Source organism: Kitasatospora indigofera, from assembly GCF_014655955.1.
GTDB classification, from domain to species: domain Bacteria; phylum Actinomycetota; class Actinomycetes; order Streptomycetales; family Streptomycetaceae; genus Kitasatospora; species Kitasatospora indigofera.
Map to the genome: position 1 here is coordinate 100363 of NZ_BNBO01000019.1, position 21028 is coordinate 121390.

At 76.9% G+C, this 21028-nt stretch carries 11 protein-coding genes; 9 read left to right on the forward strand and 2 right to left on the reverse strand.

All coding sequences use genetic code 11. From position 1 onward, the window contains the following. Positions 1 to 200 precede the first annotated feature (200 nt). The 6 genes from IE329_RS18335 (at position 201) to IE329_RS18360 (ending at position 14539) form a co-directional block, all read left to right on the forward strand. Positions 201 to 1322 (forward strand): PQQ-dependent sugar dehydrogenase, encoded by a 1122-nt coding sequence (locus tag IE329_RS18335; protein ID WP_373311228.1) that lies wholly within the window; start codon positions 201 to 203, stop codon positions 1320 to 1322. Between the two features lie 108 nt (positions 1323 to 1430). After that, the gene (locus tag IE329_RS18340; RefSeq protein WP_190211979.1) at positions 1431 to 2291 is read left to right on the forward strand and encodes a DUF4132 domain-containing protein; all 861 of its coding nucleotides are present in this window, start codon (positions 1431 to 1433) and stop codon (positions 2289 to 2291) included. Then, the gene (locus tag IE329_RS18345; protein WP_190211980.1) at positions 2288 to 7375 is read left to right on the forward strand and encodes a hypothetical protein; all 5088 of its coding nucleotides are present in this window, start codon (positions 2288 to 2290) and stop codon (positions 7373 to 7375) included. Before IE329_RS18340 ends, IE329_RS18345 begins: the two co-directional genes overlap by 4 nt. Then, positions 7372 to 8547, forward strand: a complete 1176-nt coding sequence (locus IE329_RS18350; RefSeq protein WP_190211981.1) for an ATP-binding protein — start codon at positions 7372 to 7374, stop codon at positions 8545 to 8547. The genes IE329_RS18345 and IE329_RS18350 overlap by 4 nt, the downstream gene beginning before the upstream one ends. A gap of 5 nt (positions 8548 to 8552) precedes the next feature. Then, the gene (locus tag IE329_RS18355; RefSeq protein WP_190211982.1) at positions 8553 to 12380 is read left to right on the forward strand and encodes a DUF5682 family protein; all 3828 of its coding nucleotides are present in this window, start codon (positions 8553 to 8555) and stop codon (positions 12378 to 12380) included. After that, on the forward strand, positions 12377 to 14539 hold the full coding sequence (locus IE329_RS18360) for a hypothetical protein (protein ID WP_190211983.1): 2163 nt from the start codon (positions 12377 to 12379) through the stop codon (positions 14537 to 14539). The genes IE329_RS18355 and IE329_RS18360 overlap by 4 nt, the downstream gene beginning before the upstream one ends. 159 nt (positions 14540 to 14698) lie before the next feature. Here the strand turns inward: IE329_RS18360 and IE329_RS18365 are convergent, their stop codons facing one another. Further along, complete coding sequence (locus IE329_RS18365) at positions 14699 to 15670, reverse strand: NADP-dependent oxidoreductase (RefSeq protein WP_229927553.1); 972 nt, start codon at positions 15668 to 15670, stop codon at positions 14699 to 14701. Positions 15671 to 15769: 99 nt separating this feature from the next. Here IE329_RS18365 and IE329_RS18370 point away from each other — a divergent pair, with 99 nt between their 5' ends. Beyond that, positions 15770 to 16183: a winged helix-turn-helix transcriptional regulator gene (locus IE329_RS18370; RefSeq protein ID WP_190211984.1), complete on the forward strand. Its 414-nt coding sequence runs from the start codon at positions 15770 to 15772 to the stop codon at positions 16181 to 16183. 44 nt (positions 16184 to 16227) lie between these two features. Here IE329_RS18370 and IE329_RS18375 read toward each other — a convergent pair whose 3' ends face one another. After that, positions 16228 to 17289 (reverse strand): inositol-3-phosphate synthase, encoded by a 1062-nt coding sequence (locus tag IE329_RS18375; protein WP_229927554.1) that lies wholly within the window; start codon positions 17287 to 17289, stop codon positions 16228 to 16230. 258 nt (positions 17290 to 17547) lie between these two features. On the opposite strand from IE329_RS18375, the gene IE329_RS18380 reads away from it, so the two are divergent. Together IE329_RS18380 and IE329_RS18385 are read left to right on the forward strand one after the other, a co-directional pair. Beyond that, positions 17548 to 19134, forward strand: coding sequence for a lipase maturation factor family protein (locus IE329_RS18380; protein ID WP_229927555.1), 1587 nt, complete (start codon positions 17548 to 17550; stop codon positions 19132 to 19134). A gap of 261 nt (positions 19135 to 19395) precedes the next feature. Continuing rightward, the coding region (locus IE329_RS18385; RefSeq protein WP_190211986.1) for a hypothetical protein at positions 19396 to 21028 on the forward strand (1633 nt) is incomplete at its 3' end.

Sequence of the window (21028 nt, forward strand, 5' to 3'; positions counted from 1 at the left end):
GCAACGGTGCGTTGCGCCTGAAGCTAACACTGGACGCAACGTTGCGTCCACCCGTACGTCGCTGCGCCCGGCACCCCGCCGGACGCCGGCCGGACCGCACCCGTCCGCCCCGTCCAGCCTCGCGCGTACCGGCCGACGCCGCCGCCCGGATGTGGTCTGCTGGAGAGGTGGAGCCCCGCCGCACCCCGGGAGGAACACCCGTGCCGCACCGCCGCCGGACCGGACCGCCCCGCGCCGCCGCCCTGCTGGCCGCCGTGCTGCTGCCGGCGGCCACGGCCTGCACCGGGCTCAGCCCCGGCCCCGCCACCAACCCCGGCGCCACCGGCGCCGTCCAGGTGAGCGCCACCGTCGCGCAGGACCTCGACACCCCCTGGGGCATCGCGCTGCTCCCCGGCGGCGACCTGCTGGTCGGCTCCCGGGACACCGGCCGGATCGCCCGGATCGCCGCCGCCGACGGCGCGAAGACCGACCTCGGGGCCGTCCCCGGGGTGGCGGCCGGCGGCGAGGGCGGCCTGCTCGGCCTGGCCCTGTCACCCGCGTACGCCACCGACCACCTGGTCTACGCGTACCTCACCACCGCCACCGACAACCGCATCGTCCGCCTCCGGTACGACCCTGCCGGGCCGGCCGGCGGCCAGCTCGGCGCCCCGCAGGAGATCCTGACCGGCATCCCCAAGGGCACCTACCACGACGGCGGCCGGATCGCCTTCGGCCCGGACGGCATGCTGTACGCGGGGGCCGGCGACAGCGGCCAGGGCGGGGCGATCGCCCAGGACACCGGCTCGCTCGGCGGCAAGATCCTCCGGACGACGCCCGACGGCGCCCCCGCCCCCGGCAACCCCTACCCCGGTTCGGTGGTCTACTCCTACGGCCACCGCAACGTCCAAGGGCTCGCCTGGGACCCCCAAGGGCGGCTCTGGGCCTCGGAGTTCGGCCAGAACACCTGGGACGAGCTCAACCTGATCCGGCCCGGCGGCAACTACGGCTGGCCGCTCGTCGAGGGCACCGGCAACCGCGAGGGCTTCGTCGACCCCGTCGTCACCTGGCACACCGACGTGGCCTCCCCGAGCGGCATCGCCTACGCCGACGGCGCCATCTGGATGGCCGCCCTGCGCGGCACCCGGCTCTGGCGCATCCCGCTCGCCGGCACCACCACCGCCGCACCGCCGCAGGAGTTCCTGAACGGCACCTACGGCCGGCTGCGCACCGTCCTCACCGACGGGGACGGCACCCTGCTGCTCAGCACCAGCAACACCGACGGGCGCGGCGACGTACGGCCCGGCGACGACCGCGTCCTGCGGCTGCGGGTACAAGCCCCCTGACCTGCCCGGCCGCCGCCGGCCACCCGAACCGGGACCCGTCCGACCCGTTGTCAGTGCGCCCCGCTACGTTCCTCCCATCACACACCAGCAGCTGGGAGGAGCGCGGCCGTGGCATGGGTTCAAGCGGGGGCGGGCGGCTATGAAGTCGCGCTGGACGCCGAGGGGAAGGTGATCTGCCGCAACGCGGCGGGCCGCCTGTTGAAAGCCGTCCCGCCCAAGCTCGGTGACGATCCGGTCGTCACCGGACTGCGCCAGCTCACCGAGTGGCTCACCGCGCACCGGGCCGGCTGCCTGGCCGACGTGGAGCGCTGGATGGTCCGCTCGCTGCCGGTGCCGGCCGCCGTCGTCACCGCCGTCTGGGCCGACGAGGCCTGGCAGGAGGTGCTCCGCGACCTCGTGGTGACCGGCGCGGACGGCGAGGTCGCCGGGTTCCTGCGCGGCGCCGACCCCGAGCGCGGCCTCGGCCTGGTCGACCTGGACGGCGACACCGTGCGGCTGACCGCCGCCGAGATCCGCATACCGCACCCCGTCCTGCTCGAGGACCTCGACGACCTGCGGGAGTTCGCCGTCGAACTGGGCGTCGACCAGCAGGTCCAGCAGCTCTACCGCGAGGTGTGGCACCGCCCGCCGGGCCAGGACCTCACCGCCACCTCCGTCGACACCTACGCCGGCGGACGCTACAAGGAGCTGCGCGAACTCCTCGGCCGCTGCGCCCGGCTGGGCTACCGGGTGCGCGGCGGCTGCGCCGTCGTCCCGGTCGTCGAGGACGGCCGGCAGCTGGAGGCCCGCCTCTGGGTCGGCGACTACTACGAGTACGACGCCTGCGAGACGGGGTCGCTCAGCTGGACGGGCACCGACGGCAAGACCCTGCCGGTCGGCGAGGTCGGGCCGGTGGCCTGGTCGGAGGGCATGCGGATGGCAGCCGGGCTGTACGCCGGGCGCACGATCGAGGGGGAGGAGACGGCATGAGCGCCGACCACAGCGGGACGACCGGGTACGAGGGGCTGCTCGAAGCCGGGGCCGTGCTGCCCGCGGGCACCCTGGCGGGAGCCGGCCGGCCCGGCAGCGCCGCCGACGTGCTCACCGCCCGGAGCTACGCCCACCCCGTCCTCGGCGAGCGCCGCGTGGTGCGCCTGGTGCCCGCGATGCTCGGCCCCGCCGAGGACCTCGCCGCCGACTTCCTGGGCCTCGCCCCGGCGGCCGCCCCGGTCGAGGTCGGCGAGGTCCGCCAGGAGGCGCTCGGCTTCCCCGCCTGGGCCCTCGTCCACGACCCGGCCAACGGCCACCACGCGCTCGCCCTGGTCAAGGAGATGGAGCGGCTGGCCCGGCAGGCCAAGTCCAAGCCCGGCAACGCCAAGGAGGGCTTCGAGGCGCTCGCCGTCCGGCTCGGCCGCGCGGTGCCGCAGTTCCTGCCGACCTACTGCGAGGAGGTCGGCCGGATCTTCCTGGAGCAGGGCAACCAGACCTACGCCGGCACCTTCTTCGGCAAGGCCCGCGAGGCCGAGCGCACCCACGGCCTGGAGATCGACGAGGAGCGCCTGCGCGCCGTCTTCCTGGAGTTCGCGCTGGCCGGCGCCCTCACCGTCAAGGCCCTGCGCCAGTACGTCAAGGAGCTCGCCGGCCGGCTCGACCCCGGCACGGCCTGGCAGCGCTTCCGGCAGCTGTGCACCGAGCGCTCGGCGGCCGGCATGGCGCCCTACGCCGGCGTCGCCGAGGACGCCCGCTCGCTGATCAGGGCGGCCGGCCTCGACCGCGCCGAGCACGAGCAGGCCCTGCTCGCCGAACTCCTCGCCTCGCCCGCCGTCGACCGCGCCCCCGGCGCCTTCTGGAAGTCCTGGCACGGCGCGCTGATCGAACTCGCCCGGCGCGACGAGGCCGTCCGCGCCCGGCTGCTGGAGATCCTGCCCAACCCCTCCAGCTCCGACGACAAGGGCGACGGCGACCGCGCCTGGCTCGCCGTGCTGGCCGAGAGCGGCGCCGAAGAGCTGCTGACCGGCCCCCGCGCGGCCGGATCCGAGCCCGCCGCCGCCTGGCTCCGCCGCTGGTCCGCCCACCTCGGCCGGGGCTGGCGCACCCGCGAGTCCTGCGCCGACACCGTCGCCCTGGCCGGCCGGATGGCCGAGCGCCTGCGCGCCGACGGCGTCCCCGTCGACCTGCTGACCGACCGTCGCCGCCGCAGCACCACCGAACTCAACCTGCTGGACCTGCTGCTCGCCGAGCGGGTGCCCGTCGCCGGGCCGCCCGAGGACCTGACCTTCGACCTGAGCGCCTGGGTGAGCGCCGGCGGCCCCGGCCGCCGCGACCTCGCCGCTGTCGCCGCCGACCCCCGGATGCGCCCGGCCCTCAAGGCCGCCACCCCCGGCGTCTGGACGGATCGCACCGACACCGAGGCCGGCCGGGCCGTGGCGAGCGCGCCGGTGCTGCGCGAACTCTTCGTCGAATGGGCCGACGAACGCGCCGACGAAGTGCTCGCCGCCCGCGGCCTGACCGGCGCCCAGGACCTGCTGCTCGCCCTGCGCCCGCACCAGGGTGCCCTGACCGCCGCCAACCCGGCCGCCGCCGGGCGGATCGCCGGCCTCGACGTCGCCGCCCTGCTCGGCACCGCCCTGCGGACCGGCATCACCGACGAGCTCGGCTGGCCCGCGCTCGACCAGGGCCTGCGCCTGCTCGGCGTGGAGGAGAGCGACGTCCCCGGCCTCGGCAGGGGCAAGGCGGGCCTGGAGGGCCTGCTGATCGACAACGCCTGGCCGAACCTGATCCTGGCCCGCGGCGACAAGGCCGTGGTGGTCGGCCCGCAGGGCGTCCTGCTGGAGCACCAGCTGCGGGTCCCGGACAAGCTGGAGCACTGGCAGCGCCCGCGCTTCCGTTACACCGACGGCGAGTTGCTGGTCGTCTGGTACCACGAGGGCAAGCAGCGCGCCTACTGGTCCAACCGGCCCGCCGAGGTCTTCCACCTCGAAGGCGAATGGATCTCCGGCTACTACCACGGCGGCGACATCGCGCCCGCCTCCGTCCCGCTGCCCGGCGGGGGCCGGGCCGGCGGCGGCCGCGCCCTGCACGCCGGCGACACCGTCCTGCCCGCCGAGGAGCGGCTGTTCAGCGACGGCACCGGGTACTGGACCGTCCGGCGCGCCGCCGGCCGGATCGTCCTGACCGAGTACGACCCGGCCACCGGCGCGACCGGGCGCGACTCGCTGCCGCCGCTGTTCGCCGCCGGCGAGCAGGCCGGTGAACTCCAGCCCGCGCAGTCCCGGCTGCTCCCGCTGCAGCCCGGCCTGGAGGACACCCCGCTCGGCACCGACGGCACCGTCGTCGGCAGCTGGGTCCGCACCACCGCCGAGCGGCTCACCGTCACCGGCCCGGACGGCCGCGCCGCCGTGCTGCCCAGCCGGGGCAGCCGCCTCACCCGCCCGCCGGTCGGCCTGCTGCGGCTGCCCGCCGAGGCCGAGACGCTGCTCGTCGAGGAGTCCGACGGCCTCTCGCTCAGCCTGCCCGACGGCGGTGCGACCCGCGCCGACCGGACGGCCGAACTCAAGCCCGGCAAGCCCGGCGGCCTGGCCGCGGCCGGCACCGCGCTCGTCCCGCCGGCCGACCACTGGCACGCCCTGCGCCCGCGCGACGAGCAGTCCTCCAAGGCGCTGCGCCAGGTCACCGACGCCCAGGCCGCCGAACTCATCGACGCCGCCTGGCCGGTCAACCTCGAACCGGTGCCGGAGAAGGACCAGCGCTGGCTCACCGTGCAGGGGGTGCGGCGCCCGCTCGCCACCGAGAAGCGCGCCCGCTCGCGGGTGCCGATGACGGCGGTCGCCGACGTCCTGCCCGGGATCGGCCACCCACTGCTGGCGGCCGGCGTGGCCGGGCTCGCCCGGATCGCCACCGACACCCTGGAGCGGGCCGCCCGCTTCGTCCCGCAGCCCGAGGCCGAGGCTCCCCGCAAGCCCGGCACCGGGCCGGCCGCCGCGGCCCACCGCCCCGAGCACGGCCGCGACCACGAGCTGCGCGACGCCGTCGGAGCCGTCCTGCCGGACGCGGGCGGCCTCGGCAACTCCTGGTACAGCGCGGAGACCTGGCACGTGCTCGGCAACCTGCGGACGGTCGCCGCGCTGCTCACCGCGGGCACCGCGGCGACCGCGCCGGCCACCGCCGGGCAGCCCGCACCCGGCTGGACCACCGACCCCGAGCGGATCCGGCTGCTCGGCGACAGCTCCTTCTACGGCTGGGTGCACCTGCTCGGCCGGGTCGGCCCGCTCGCCCTCGCCGCGGCCGGCCCGGCCGCCACCCCCCAGCAGCGCGCCACCCTCGCCCTGCTGATCGACGAGCTCAGCGGCAGCGGCCTGCCCGGGCGGGCCGCCACCCTGCGCGCGGTCACCCTCACCGAGCCGCTCGACCCGGACCGCAAGCGGGAGGGCGGCCAGACCAGGCGGATCGGCCAGGTCCTCCGCCGGGGCGGGCGCACCGTCGTCGTCCTCGCCTGCCTCCGCCAGAGCGGCGACCAGCTGGACTGGCTGGCCCTGGACCACGACCCCGCGGGGGAGTTCGGCCCGGTCGACCGGTTCGGCATCCGCGAGGAGCGCCGCTTCGAGGAGCCGCCGCCCACCGCCTGGACCACCCGCTTCACCGCGCTGCTGCGCGAGCACGGCGGCCACCCCTGGCAGCCCGGCCCCGCCGCCGCCTTCGGCGAGGCCACCGGCATGGGCGTCAACCGCGCCACCCTGCTGCTCAGCGCCCCGCCCGGCCTCTTCCAGTGGTACGGCAGCTTCCTGGACGCCGCCCTGCTCAAGCAGTTCGGCCTCAGGACCACCGAGGCCACCGCCGCCCGCAACTGGCTGCGCTCGGTGCGCCACACGGACCTGTACGCGGTCTGGACGGCCCTGCTGCCCGCCGACCCCGCCCGGCTCTGGAGCGACGGCCCCGACACCGCCGCCGGCGCCGAGGAGTGGCTGCGCCGGATCGGACGCGTCGTCACCCTGCCCGCCGCCGCCCAGTCCACCGTCAGCGGCACCACCATCCAGGCCGTCGAGGCGGTCCTCAACCCGGAGCGCACCACCTGGCTCACCGGCAGCACCCGCCAGCGGCTGCGCGGGGACGAGAACAGCACCGGGAAGCAGCTCACCGCCGACGACCCCGGTGCCGTCCCCGGCCGCCACGACATCTCCGGCGCGGTCGAGGCGCTGCGCTGGCTCGCCTACCACCTGCCGTACGGGGACGTGCTCCGCCCGTACCTGCCGGTCGCGCTGGCCGCGCTGCGCACCCGGCTGGCCGACCCGGGCCTGCTGCTCGACTACGACCTGACGCACACCGTCAAGGGCGAGCCGCTCGCCCCGGTGCTGCGCGCCCACGCCGGGCTCCCGGAGCAGGGCGGCGTCGGCCCCGACGGGCTGGTCGCCTGCGGGGAGGCGCTGCGGCTGGCCCCGCGCGGGGAGGCCGAGGCGGCCTACCTGCGGCCGGCCGGGCTGAGCGGCGTGGACGACCCGCTGTTCGACCTGATCGGCGGCCTCTCGGCCGGCTACTGGTTCCGGACCGAGGGCCCGGCCCTGCAGGCGGTGCTGGGCGAGGACCTGCGCCGGCTGGTCGAGGACGGCGCCGGGACGCCGGCCGGCTGGGCCCAGGACCCGCAGCTCAGCGTGCCCGGCCTGGTCACCGAGGCGGCCGAGGCGCTCGGCCTGGGGCAGGACGCCGCCGTGCTCTACCTCCAGCTGCTCGCGCTGCCCGACCCCACCGACCGCAACGTGGCCCGCTGGACGGGCTGGAAGCCCGCCCGGCTGAAGAAGGCCCGCGCCGAACTCGCCGCCACCGACCTGGTGCTGGAGGCCAAGCGGGCCCGGGCCGGCCGCAGCCTCTTCCTGCCCGGCGGCTGGCAGGAGGCCAGGTCGCCCGGTCTGCCGGCGGAGACCTGGAAGTCCGGCCTCTACGAGCTGGCGCAGGGCCACGCGGTGCTGCCGCACCACCCCGCCCCCGAACTGTTCGCCCGCGCCTGGCAGCGCGTCCGCGACGGGGACACCCCCGGTTACGAAGAACTCCGCACCAGCAAGCGCAGGAAGGGCCGTCGATGAGCACCACCACCCCCGTTTTGGACACCGTCCCCGCCGACCGCGAGGGCGTCGCCGCCGACCGCCAGGTCGTCCCGCCGGAGGAGAGGTACGCCGCCGAGCTGGAGTTCCTCGCCGCCCACGACGGCGGCCCCCGCCCGCCGGGCTGGCGGCTCACCCCGCGCGCGGTCGTCACCTTCGTGCTGGGCAGCGACGGCGAGAAGCTGAAGGCCGGGCGGCGCGGCCTGGTGATCGAGCAGAAGTTCGTCGGCGACCGCGCCCTGGTCGAGCGCTGCGTGGTCACCCTGGCCGGCGAGCGCGGCCTGCTGCTGGTCGGCGAGCCCGGCACCGCCAAGTCGATGCTCTCCGAACTGCTCGCCGCCGCCGTCTGCGGCACCAGCGCGCTGACCGTCCAGGGCACCGCCGGCACCACCGAGGACCAGCTCAAGTACGGCTGGAACTACGCCCTGCTGCTGGCCAAGGGCCCCAGCCGGGACGCCCTGGTGCCGTCCCCCGTGCTCACCGCGATGACGGCCGGCGCGGTCGCCCGGGTCGAGGAGGTCACCCGCTGCCTGCCCGAGGTGCAGGACGCGCTGGTCTCGCTGCTGTCCGAGCGCCGGATCGCGGTGCCCGAGCTGGCCGGCACCCCGGACGGCCAGCTGCACGCGGCCGCCGGGTTCACCCTGATCGCCACCGCGAACCTGCGGGACAAGGGCGTCTCGGAGATGTCCGCCGCGCTCAAGCGCCGGTTCAACTTCGAGACGGTCGGCCCGATCGGCAGCCTCGCCGCCGAGGTCGAGCTGGTGCGCCGGCGGTCCACCGCCGCCGTCGCCCGGGCCGGCGCCGCCTACGCCGTGGACGACGCCGTGCTGGAGGCCCTGGTCACCGCCTTCCGCGACCTGCGCACCGGCCGCTCCACCGAGGGCTGGGACGTCGAGCGGCCGTCGACGGTGATGAGCACCGCCGAGGCCGTCTCGGTGGCCACCGCCCTCGGCGTCTCGGCCGCCTACCTGCCCGGCACCGGCGACCTGCTCGGCCGGCTGCCCGGCCAGCTGATCGGCGTCGTCCGCAAGGACGACCCGGCCGACGCCGCCCGGCTGCTCGGCTACTGGGACGGCCCGGTCCGCCGCCGGGCCGAGCAGGGCGCCGCCACCTGGCGCACCCTGTGGGACCTGCGCTCGGCACTGGAGGACTGAACGCGATGAGCACGGCAGCAACCGGCACCCCCGCCGGCCCGGGCACCACCGGGCCGGCGGGCGACGCCCGGCACACCGTCGAGACCGAGGCGGCCCGGCTGGCCTCCTCCGGCGTCGACCGCCCCGGCCCCTACCTGATCGGCGTCCGGCACCACGCGCCGTCGGTCGCCGCCGTGGTGCCCGCCCTGTTGGACGCGGCCCGGCCGGACGTCCTGCTGGTCGAGCTGCCGAGCGAGTTCCAGCCCTGGCTGGCCTGGCTGGCCGACGAGGGCACCAGGGCCCCCGTCGCGCTGGCCGCCGCGCCGGCCGGCGGAGCGGAGGACGGCGCCGGGCCGGCCTTCTACCCCTTCGCGGACTTCTCCCCGGAGCTGGCCGCCCTGCGCTGGGCGGCCCGCAACGGGGTCGAGGCCGTCGCCTGCGACCTGCCCCTCGGCCACCGCGAGGAGTACCGCCGCCAGGCCGGGCCGGCCGGCGGGCCCGGTGTGGCCGACGCCCTGCGCGCCCGGCTGACCGGGCGCCCCGACGAGGACCTCTGGGACCGCCTGGTGGAGACCGCCGCGCCGGGCTCCACCCCCGAGGCGGTCCGCCGGGCCGCGCTGCTGGTCGGCTGGGCCCTGCGCCGGGACGCCGAGGGCGACGGCAGGGCGCCGGGCCCCGGCGTCGACCCGTACGACCTGCGGCGCGAGGAGTGGATGCGGGAGCGGATCGCCGAGGCCGCCGCCGGCGGGCGCCGGGTGGCGGCCGTGATCGGCGCCTTCCACGCGCCCGCGCTGCTCGCCCCGGAGCGGGCCGCGCCCGGTGCCGTACCGGACGGGCCGGAGCCCGTCCGTCCGGTGCCGGACGAGTCCGTGCGGGACGAGCCGGTACGGGACGAGTCGGTGCCGGACGTGCCGGTTCGGGAGGAGTCCGTGCGGGACGAGCCGGGGGCGGGCGCCCGCGCCGGGTCCGCCGGCGCCGGGCACGTCGTCTCGCTGATCCCGTACACCTACCCGCTGCTCGACGCCCGGTCCGGCTACCCGGCCGGCATCCGCGACCCCGAGTGGCAGCACGCCGTGCTCGACGCGGGCGGCGACCCGGACCGGCTGGCGGACGCCCTCACCCTGGCCGCCGTCCGGATCTGCGAGGCCCTGCGCGGCCAGGACCACCCCGCCGGGCCCGCCGACGGCCGCGAGATCGTCCGCCTCGCGGGGGACCTCGCCCGGCTGCGCGGCCTGCCCGGCCCCGGCCGGGGCGAACTCGTCGAGGCCGTCCAGACCGTCCTGGCCCAGGGCGAACCGCTCGGCCGGGGCCGCGCCGTCGCCGCCGCCCTGGAGCAGGTGCTGGTCGGCAGCCGCACCGGCCGCCCCACCCCGGGCGCGCCCCGCAGCGGCCTGGCCCCCGCCGTCGAGGCCCTGCTCGCCGAACTCGGCCTGCCGGGGCCCGCCGACGGCGCGGATGCCCCCGCCGGGGCCCGGGCCGGCACTCCGAGGGGCACCGGCACCCGGGCCGACGACGGGACGGGACCGCGCGAGCTGCGGCTCGACCCGCTGCGCTCCGCCCTCGACCGCCGCCGCGAACTGCTGCTGCGCCGCCTGGAGGCCTGCGGCGTCCCCTACGGCGAGAGCGTCGCGACCGCCGGGGCCGGCGGGCTGGAGGCCCTCGGCACCCGCTGGCGGGTGCACTGGACGCCGGCCGTCGCCGCGATGCTCACCGTCGCCGGGATGCGCGGCGTCACCCCGGCCCAGGCCGCCGAGGGCGCCCTGCGTGAGCGGCTCCGCCGGGAGGCCGAGGGCGACGGGACGACCGCCGCCCAGGCCGTCCAGGGCCTCGCCGACGCGGCCGCCTGCGGGCTGCCCGCGCTGGCCGACAGCCGGCTCGCCCAGCTCGCCGACCTGCTGCCCGCCACCGGCACCCTGCCCGAACTCCTGGCGGGGCTCGCCCTGCTGGACCGGCTGGCCGCCGGGCACATCGCCGGCCTGGAGCCGGCCGACGACCGCACCCGGGCCGTCGCCGACGTCGCCGAACTGCTGACCGTCGCCGCCGTTCGCCAGCTCGAGGGCCTGGGCGGCTCCGACGACCCGGCCGACGCCCGGGCCCTGCTCGAACTGGCCCGCCGGGCCGACGAGTCCGGCGGGGTCCGGCTCGCCCACACGATCGCCCGGCTGGCCACCGACGGCACGCCGCTCGTCCGCGGCGCCGCCGGGGCCGTCCAGGTCCTGCTCGGGCAGCGGACGCCCGCCGCCTTCGGCGACCGGGTGGCCTCCTGGGTGGACGGCGCCACCGACCCGGACTCCCGGCGCACCCTGGCCCGGGCGCTCACCGGCCTGCTCAGCGCGGCCGAGGGGCTGCTCAGCACCGCGCCGGGTGTCCTCGAACCGCTGCTGGAGCGGGTCACCGCGCTGCCGGACACCGCCTTCCTGGACCGCCTGCCCGCCCTGCGCGGCGGCTTCGACACCCTCAGCCCGGCGGCCCGCGACCGGCTGCTCGCCCTGGTCGAGGAACGCCTCGGCGAACGCGTCGACGCGCTGCCCGACTCCCTCGACCCGGCGCTGCTCGCCGCCTGGACCAGGGCCGACCTCGCGGCCCGGCGGGCCCTGCAGGCCCGCGGCCTGCTCGCCGCCCCGGCCCCGGAGACAGCCGGGCCCCCGCGCGGGGTCGCCGCCGCGGTGCCCGCCACCACTCCGGTGCCCGTGACCACCCCGGTTCACGTCGTCACCTCCGTGCCGGCCGCCGGTTCCGTCCCCGCCGAGCTGGCGCCCGCCGACCGCTGGCGGCTGCTGCTCGGCCGTCCCGGCAGCCGGGGCCTGAGCGGGCGCTCCGCCCGGCTCGCCACCGCCCTCGACGAGCTGTACGGCACCGGCCGGGGCGAAGGCTCCGGCGCGGACGCCGCGCCCGGCCGGGGCGGCGGGCGGGAGGCCCCCTACCCGGGCGTGCGCGAGTGGTCCGAGGAACTGGCCGCGCTGTTCGGGGCCGGCATCCGCGAGGAGGTGCTGGCCGCCGCCGTCGAGCACGGCCGCACCGACGCCCTCGCCGCGATCGACCCCGACGCGGTCCGGCCCTCCGTCGACCTGCTGCGCACCGTCCTGGACCACGCCGGCGGCCTGCCGGAGGCCCGGCTCGCCGCCCTGCGCCCGCTGGTCCGGCGGCTGGTGGAGGAGCTGACCCGCGAGCTGGCGACCACCCTGCGCCCCGCGCTGACCGGGATCAGCGTCCCCCGTCCGAGCAGCCGCCCCGGCGGCGGGCTGGACCTGAACCGCACCATCCGGGCCAACCTCGCCACCGCCCGCCCGGGGCCGGACGGCGGCACGCTGATCGTCCCCGACCGGCCGGTGTTCCGGACCAAGGCCCGGAAGGCCTCGGACTGGCGGCTGATCCTGGTCGTCGACGTCTCCGGCTCGATGGAGGCGTCCACCGTCTGGGCGGCCCTGACCGCCTCGATCCTGGCCGGGGTGCCCTCGCTGAGCACCCACTTCGTGGCCTTCTCCACCGAGATCGTCGACCTGACCGAACGGGTGGACGACCCGCTCGGCCTGCTGCTGGAGGTCCGGGTCGGCGGTGGCACGCACATCGCGGCGGGCCTGCGCTACGCGCAGAGCCTGGTCACCGTGCCCTCACGGACGCTGGTCGCGGTGATCAGCGACTTCGAGGAGGGCTACCCGTTGGGCGGCCTGCTGGCGCGGACCCGCGCCCTGGTCGGCGCCGGCTGCCACCTGCTGGGCTGCGCGGCCCTGGACGACGCCGGGCGCGCCCGGTACTCGAAGGCGGTGGCCGGGCAGCTGGTCGCGGCCGGCATGCCGGTGGCGGCGCTCAGCCCGCTGGAACTGGCCCGTTGGGTGGGGGAGAAGATCCGATGAGTCCGAACACCGAGCAGAACACCGAGCAGAACACGGCGGGCCTGGGCGGGGCGGCCCTGCCGGCGGTCCGGCCGGAGGTGGTCGCCGAGATGGTGGCCGCCCTGTCGCCCCGGCTGCAGAAGCGCCTGGACGGCGCCGCCGCGAAGCTGGCCGGCCGTCCGGTGAGCAGGGAGGGGGACGACTGGCGGATCGACGTCGACGAGGACGTCCGGCTCGTCCTGCACGCCCCCGGCGGCGTCATCCGGACGGCGGCCGACGTCCGCTGCGGCTGCCTGCTGGCCCCCGCCTGCCTGCACCGGGCGGCGGCGGTCACCGCGGCCCCGCTTGCCGATCCGGCCACCGAGGAGCCCGAGCCGTCCGAGCCGTCCGAGCCGTCCGGGGCGGGGGAGCCCGGGGCGTCCGAGCGCCAATCGTCCGGGTCCGGGTCCGGGACGCCCGGGACGGAGGCCGGGACGGCCGCCGGGCACCCGGCGACCGGCCGGCCGGCCGAGGAGCCGGTGTCCGCGTCCCCGACCCCCGCGCCCCTCACCCCCGCCGAGGCCGCCGCCGCCGAGCGGCTGCACGCCTCGGCGGCGGCCGCGCTGGCCGCCGGGGTGAGCGGCGCCGGCGGCGTGCTCCAGGCCGAGCTGCTGCGGGCCGCCCACCAGGCCCGGCTGAGCGGCCTGCACCGGCCCGCCGCCGCGGCCGTCGCGGTGGCGACCAGGCTGCGCGCCGCCCGTACCGGTGAGCCGGACCACCGGCTCGCCGACCTGACCGCGGCGCTGCGCGAGCTGCTGGACCTCGCCACCGCCCTCTGCTCACCGGCCGCCGGGGCCCTCGCCCCCGCCGCCCTGGCCGGGCTGCGCGGCACCGCCCGCCAGGCGTACCAGGAGGCCGGCGGCCTGCGCCTGTACGGGCTGTTCGCCGAACCGGTGCTGACGGCCACCCACGCGGGGGTGCTCAGCTGGGCGGTGGACGCGTCCGGGCGGCTCAGCACCGTCGCGGAGATCACCCCGCACACCGATGCGGCCACCGCCGCCCCGCAGGCCCTGGCGGCCGGGGGCCGCGCGGTGCGGCTGGGCGACACCATGCTCAGCCACCGCGAGTTCACCCGGGCCGGCCTCTCGGTGCAGGGCGCCACCCGCTCGGCCTCGGGCCGGCTCGGTGCCGGGGCCAAGGTCCGCGCGGTGCGGGCCGCCGGGGCCGGCTGGACGGACGAGCCGCTCGCCCGGCTCTGGGCGGAGCCGCTCAAGGCCCAGATCGCCCGGGCACTGGCCTGGGGGGCCCTGCCCTACGACAGCCGGCCGGCCGGAGGCGACCTGCTCTTCCTGGACGTCACGCTGGCGGGCACCGCCGCCCATGGGGACACGGCCGCCCCGCAGGTGATGGCCCGCTGCGAGGGGCTGACGGTGGCCCTGCGGCCGGCGCACGACCACCCCGGCCTGGCCCACCGCGCCAACCTCGCGCTGCTGGCCGGCCGCCCGGGCCTGCGGCTGCGGGTGATCGGGCGGCTGGAGCGGGCCGCCCGGCCGGAGCTGCGGCTGCTCGCGGTGGGCCCGGCCGCCCCGGCGCACCCGTCCGGCGGGGACGTGACGCAGAGCGGGCACGCGGTACAGAGCGGGCACGAGGTACAGAGCGGGGACGTCACGCAGAGCGGGGACGTCACGCTCGCGCTCGCCGCCGACCGCGCCGGCCGGGTCAACCTCGGCCTGGAGCGTCTGCAGCGCGCCGACCTCCCGGCCGGGGCCGTCCCGGACGACGGTCCGGCCGCCGTCCCGGGCCCGCTCCCGGCCTCGCTCCCGGAGCTGCTCCTGGACCTCCCCGGGCCGTCCGGCACCGGCGCCACCGCGGTCGAGGCCCCGGTGCACCTGCTGACCCGCCGGGTCGAGCAGGCCGTCACCGGCGGTCGCCGCGCCCTCGGGCCGGCCGCCTCGGGCGTCGCCCGGGACTCCGCCGCCGGTGAGGGGCGCCACCTGCGGGCGGCCGGGCTGGCCACGGCGGCCCAGTTGCTGGACGGCCTGCGGGAGAGCGCCACCGACCAGGGGCGGGACGTCTTCGGGCGGATCGTCGGCGACGACCACCGCGCGTTCACGGCCGCCTGGCTCGCGGCCTCCTGCTACGGGGAGGAGCTGGCCACCGCCCTGTGCGCGGCGGCCTGGTCGCCGCCGGACGGTCGCTGAGCGGCACCCCGGCCGGGCCCGGGCGGGCAGACCCCCGTCCGGTGCCCGGCAACGTCCCGGCCCCGCCTCGCAGGCCCTGGCCCGCCGCCCGGCCCGCAGGGCCTGGCCTGCCGCCCCCGGCCTGCCGCCCCCGGCCTGCCCGCACCGGGCGCGCCGGCGTCACGGGATCAGGACGAGCTTGCCCGTGACGGCCCGCCCGGCGCTGATCCGGTGCGCCTGCCCGGCCTCCGCCAGCGGCAGGGTCAGGCCCACGTGGACCCGCAGCGCCCCGGCCTCGACCAGTTCGCGCAGTCCCGCGAGGTCCTCCGCGGACTGGTGCACGACGACCGGCTCGAACCGCACGCCCGACGCCTGCGCCTCCTCCGGCGTCAGCCCCGGGTCGTGGTCGATGGCGCTGACGATCAGCCCGCCCGGCCGCAGCACCGCCACCGAGCGCCGTGCGTTCTCGCCGCCGACCAGGTCGAACACCACGTCCACCGGCTCGACCGCCTCGGCGAAGTCGGCCAGGGTGTAGTCGATCAGCTCGTCCGCGCCGAGCTTCTTCAGGATGGTGTGCTTCTCCGCCCGGGCCGTCCCGATGACGTACGCGCCGCGCGCCTTGGCGATCTGGACGGCGAGGTGGCCGACGCCGCCGGAGGCCGCGTGGATCAGCACCCGCTGCCCCGCCCGGAGCCCGGCGATCCGGACCAGCGCCTGGTAGGCGGTCAGCCCCGAGAGCGGGAGCGCGCCGGCCTCGATCACCGGCAGCGCCGCCGGCCGGTGGGCGAACTGTTCGGCGGGGGCGGCGACGTACTCGGCGTAGGCGTTGCCGGCCTGCGGGAAGCGCGGCATGCCGAACACCTCGTCACCGGCCGCGAAGCCGGTGACGCCCTCCCCGACGACTTCGACGGTGCCGGCGACGTCCCAGCCGAGCGAGAAGGGCGGCTCGCCCAGGAGAGGGAAGTACCCGGCCCGGACGGCCAGGTCGACCGGGTTGACGCCCGCCGCGTGCACCTTGACCAGGATCTCGCCCGGTGCGGCCACCGGGCGTGCGGTGCTGACCCGCTCCAGCACCTCGGGGCCGCCGAGGCTCTGCTGGACGATGGCGTTCATCTGCGGGACGGCGGGCTGGCTGGGCGTCTGGACCGACATGGGAGGACCTCTTCCAGGGTGGTGACCGGCTGTGACCACCATCCTGCTGGAGTCGGTATCCCTTGTGAAGAAGGCACCTTGACGGTATATAGGTACCCTATGGATACCACTTCTGAACTGGTAGGACAGCGAGTCGCCGATGTCTACCTGCGCGAATGCGCGTCACGCTCGGTACTCCAGCTGCTCGCCAACAAGTGGACCTTCCTGGTCCTCGGCGCACTGGCGGACGGGCCGCAGCGCTTCGGCGTCCTGCTGCGGCGCGCGGACGGCATCACCCAGAAGAGCCTGACCCAGACCCTGCGCGGGCTGGAGCGCGACGGGCTGCTGTCCCGGACGGTCTACCCCACCATCCCGCCCCGGGTCGAGTACGAGCTGACCGACCTCGGCCGCAGCGTCGGCGGGCTGATCGGCCAGATCAACGTCTGGGCCGAGGCCAACCTGTCGTCCGTGGTCGCGGCCCGCGAGGAGTACGACGAGCACGTCGGGGAGGAGCCCCGGCCGGTCACCCGCTGACCGCAGGTCGGCCGGCGCCGCTGCCCGCTCGGGCCGCTGTCCCGTCAGGCCTGCGGCCCGGTCAGCGCCAGCAGTTCGGCGAGCGCGGCGTCCTCGGTCATCGGCCGGGGCGCCGCCTTCATCAGCAGGGCCGACACCGGGTCGAACACCCCGGAGATCCCGCGCTCCAGCGCCAGGCGGCAGTACCGGACGGCGTCCAGCACGTTGCCGGCCGCGCTCGGCGAGTCGTCCACCGTCATCCGCAGCTCGATCTCCAGCGGCGTGCCGCCGAAGGCCGAGCCCTCCAGCCTGATGAAGGCGACCTTGCGGTCCTCCAGGAAGGGGATGTACTCCGCGCCGACGTGCACGGCGGCGGCCGGGAGCGCGCCGCCCTCCGTCCCGCCCGCCATGCCCTGGGCCTTGGTGGCCTGCTTGCTCCGCAGCCGTTCAGGGTCCTGCATGTTCAGGAAGTCCATGTTGCCGCCGTTGTTGAGCTGGTACGTGCTCCGAAGGCGCACCCCGTTGCGGGCCAGCGTGTCCAGCAGGGCGTGATGGACCAGGGTCGAGCCGAACTGGCTCTTCAGGTCGTCGCCGACCAGCGGCAGGCCCGCCTGCCGGAAGCGCTCGGCCCACCGCGGCGAGCGGGCCACCACCGAGGGCATGCAGTTCACGAAGGCGCAGCCGGCCAGCAAGGCCGCCTCCGCGTACAGCTCGGTGGCCCGCGGGCTGCCCACCGGCAGGAAGTTGACCAGCACCGCCGTCCCGGTGGCGCGCAGCCGCTCGGCGATCTCCTCGACGCCCGCCGAGCCCCGGGCGTCGATCCGGCCCGCCGTGGTGTGCCCCACGCCGTCGCCGAGGAAGCCCTCGGTGACCGGCACGCCGAGCGGCGGCACGTCGGCGAAGCGGCGCGCGTTGTTCGGCGCGGCCCAGATCGCCTCGGAGAGATCGCGCCCGGTCTTCCCGGAGTTGACGTCGAAGGCCGAGGTGAACCGCACGTCGGCGACGGAGTACCCGGCGCAGACCGGGTTCGGCAGCCCGGCCGGGTCCGCGCCCTCGGCGCCGTAGAAGGCGACCCCCTGCACCAGCGAGGAGGCGCAGTTCCCGACCCCGACGATGCCCACGTTCACAGTGCCCACTGGATCCCCCGTGCGTCGCTCCGGCAGCCCGGGCGGCCGCCGGTCAAGATCATCGAACCTACCCGGCCCCCTGTCAGGTCCCCGTAAGCAGGGGCCCGGGCCCGGCCCCGCCCGGTGCGCCGCCACCGGCCCCGGTCCGGACCGATCGGGTGAACGGCGGCGCCCCGGTCCGGCGGTCGGCCCGGTGGCCGTCCGGGCAGGTGGTAGGGATGGGCCCCAGGAAGACCACCGTCCCTGGAGCGGCCCGGTATGCAGTGGTTCGCGGCGCCCGAGTACTGGCTGGGCCGGCTGCTCGTCCAGCGGATGGTCGCCGCCGTCTACCTGCTCGGCTTCCTGGCCGCCGCCCGGCAGTTCCGGGCCCTGATCGGCGAGCACGGGATGCTGCCGGTGCCGCGTTTCCTCGCCCGGGTCCCGTTCCGGCAGGCTCCGGGCCTGTTCCAGCTGCGCTACTCGGACCGGCTGTTCGCCGCCGTCGCCTGGACGGGCTGCGCGCTCTCCGCAGCCGTGCTGGCGGGCCTGGCCGACCTGGTGCCGCTCTGGGCCTCGATGCTGCTCTGGGCCGTGCTCTGGGCCGGCTACCTGTCGATCGTCAACGTCGGACAGGTCTGGTACTCCTTCGGCTGGGAGTCCCTGCTGCTGGAGGCGGGCTTCCTGATGGCCTTCCTCGGCAACGACGAGGTCGCGCCGCCGGTCCTGACGCTCTGGCTGCTGCGCTGGCTGGTGTTCCGGGTCGAGTTCGGGGCCGGGCTGATCAAACTGCGCGGGGACAGCTGCTGGCGCGACCTGACCTGCCTGCGCTACCACCACGAGACCCAGCCGATGCCGGGCCCGCTGAGCTGGTTCTTCCACCACCTGCCCGACCCGCTGCACCGGGTGGAGGTGGCTGCCAACCACGTCACCCAGCTGCTGGTGCCGGTCTGCCTGTTCCTCCCGCAGCCCGTCGCCGGCCTGGCGGCCTGCGTCATCGTCGTCACCCAGCTCTGGCTGGTGGCCTCCGGCAACTTCGCCTGGCTGAACTGGCTGACCATCGCACTCGCGCTGTCCGCCGTCGACACCGGCCTGCTGGACGGCCTGTTCCCGCTGCCCGCGCCGCCCGCCCACGGCCCGGCGCCCGGCTGGTTCGAGGGCCTGGTGATCGCGACGGCCGCCGGCGTCGCCGTGCTCAGCCGCCGGCCGGCCCGCAACCTGCTCTCCCGGCGCCAGGTGATGAACCGCTCCTTCAACCGGTACCACCTCGTCAACACCTACGGCGCCTTCGGCAGCGTCAACCGCCTCCGCCAGGAGGTGACCGTGGAGGGCACCGACGATACCGAGATCACCCGGCACACGGTCTGGAAGGAGTACCAGTTCCGGGGCAAACCGGGCGATGTCCGGCGGCTGCCCCGCCAGTTCGCGCCCTACCACCTCCGCCTGGACTGGCTGATGTGGTTCGCCGGCATCTCGCCCGAGTACGCCCGGCCCTGGTTCCTGCCGTTCGTGGCCAGACTGTTGGAGAACGACCCGGACACCCTCCGGCTGCTGCGCGTCAACCCGTTCCCCGCCGCACCACCCACCCACGTGCGGGCCGTCCTGCACCTCTACCGGTTCACCGACCGGCACGAACTACGGGCCACCGGAGCCTGGTGGCACCGCACGGCCCTCCACGAGTTCCTGGAACCGACCGCCCTGGAGACCCTCCGCCGGACCGGCCACGGCCTCGCCGTCCGCCCCGCCGGCCGCCGGCGCGCACTGCGGACGGTGCCGCTCGCCCCGCCCGGGCGCCGCGGCCGCGAGCCGCGCACGCCCCCGGCGCCCCGGCCGCCGGACCAGGACCCGACCGCGGGCGGTGACCGGTGACGGGCGCCGGCGCCGGACCGGCCCGGGAAGCGACGAAAGGGCCGGCCCGGGAAACGACAAAGGGGCCGGTAGGGGGGTCTCGCGCGCCACACCGGTCCGTCGGACGGTGGGTGCGTGCAAGCCTCGAACGGGCACCCGTATTCTGGGCGTCCACACCGGATGCCTGCCGCGGCCAACGCCCGACCCGCCGCAGCCGCGCACCGCCGGTCGCCTTCTCCGCCAGTCCCCGCCGTAGACGCCCTGCCAGGAACCGGACTTCACATGACAGTGCTTCACTCGCGCAACGCCGACGCAGCCGACGTATCGGACCTGGACGAGGCCCCAGCCCAGGACGGCAGCACCGAAACCGACCTCAGGGCGGACCTCGGCAAGTACGCCGAGCTGGGCGCCTTCACCCTCAGTGCCGACACCCACGCCTGGTACGAGGCCGTCGACACCGTCGCCACCCCGGAGGACGCCCGCGCCGCCTCCACCGTCCTCGCCGAACTCCGCGGCCGCGACCTGCAGCAGACCTGGGAGTCGGTCACCCGGCTCGCCGGGGACGCCGGCCTGGAGGAGCCCGGCACCGTCGCCAAGGCCGCCCTCCTGGTCGAGCTGCTCCAGCGCGTCCACCGCACCTCCACCACACTGGACGGCGCCGCCTACGACACCGACCTCGACGCGCTCACCGCCGCCACCGCCGGCGGTGCCTGGCGCAAGGAGCGCGGGGTCAAGATCTCCTGGCTCCGCGCCCGGGCCCTGCGCAAGCAGGCCCAGACCCTCGCCACCAGCCGGCTGCGCCGCGAGGAACTGCACGACGCCCTGGCCGCCGCCGAGGTCGAGCGCCGCGCCTGGGCCGTCTTCGCCCCCGAGGGCGCCCGCCCGGTGGCACCGGCCGACGGCGAACTCGTCGACACCACCGCGCAGGCCTTCGAGGCGATCAACGCCGGGCTCGTCGGACTCGCCCGGCTGCTGCCGGCCCGCGACCTGGACGCCCTGACCTTCGAGGAGCTCACCGCGCTGGTCGAGCGCCTGGCCGACGACGAGGGCACCCTGTACCGCCTGCCCACCATCCGCGGGCTGCGCGCCACCCTTGAGGAGAACGGTCTCGCCGAACTCCTCACCGAGCTGACGGCGGCCCGCGCCGACCGCCGTGCCGCCGATGCCGCCTACCAGCGTCACATCGGTGGCGCCGACGCCGCCCGTCAGGCCCTGGCCGGCGGCCAGCGTGACGGCCACGCCGACGCCGACGCCGACGCCGAGGTCGAGGTCGAGGTCGCCGAGATCGCTGCGGTCGTCGAGACCGCTGAGACCGCTGAGACCGTCGAGGTCGCGGCACCGGCCGAGGTCGTCCCCGAGGTGGAGACGGAGGCCGTGATCACCATCCCGGCGCCCGCCACCGAGGACGCGGCGCTGGCCGTGGCGGCGGCCGAGGTCGAGGCCGAGGCTGAGGTTGTCGACGTCGCTGACGTCGTCGAGGCCGTCGAGCCGGCGGCCGTGGCGGCTGAGGTTGCCGAGCCTGAGGTCGAGGCTGAGGTCGCTGACGTTGCCGAGGTCGTCGAGGTCACCGAGACCGCCGAGGTCGCTGAGGTCGAGGTCGTCGCCGAGGCCGCCGAGGTCACTGAGACCGCCGAGACCGCCGAGGTTGAGGTAGTCGCCGAGGCTGCCGAGCCCGAGGCTGACGTTGCCGAGGTCGCCGAGATCGAGGTCGTCGCCGAGGCCGCCGAGGTCACTGAGACCGTCGAGGTTGTCGCCGAGGTGCACACCGAGGCAACGTCCGAGGTCGTGGAGCCCGAGGCTGCCGAGCCCGAGGTCGCGCCCGTCGTCGCGGTCGTGGATCCTGCGCCGGTCGCTGAGGTCGCTGAGGTCGCTGAGGTCGCTGAGGTCGCTGAGGTCGCTGAGGTCGCTGAGGCGC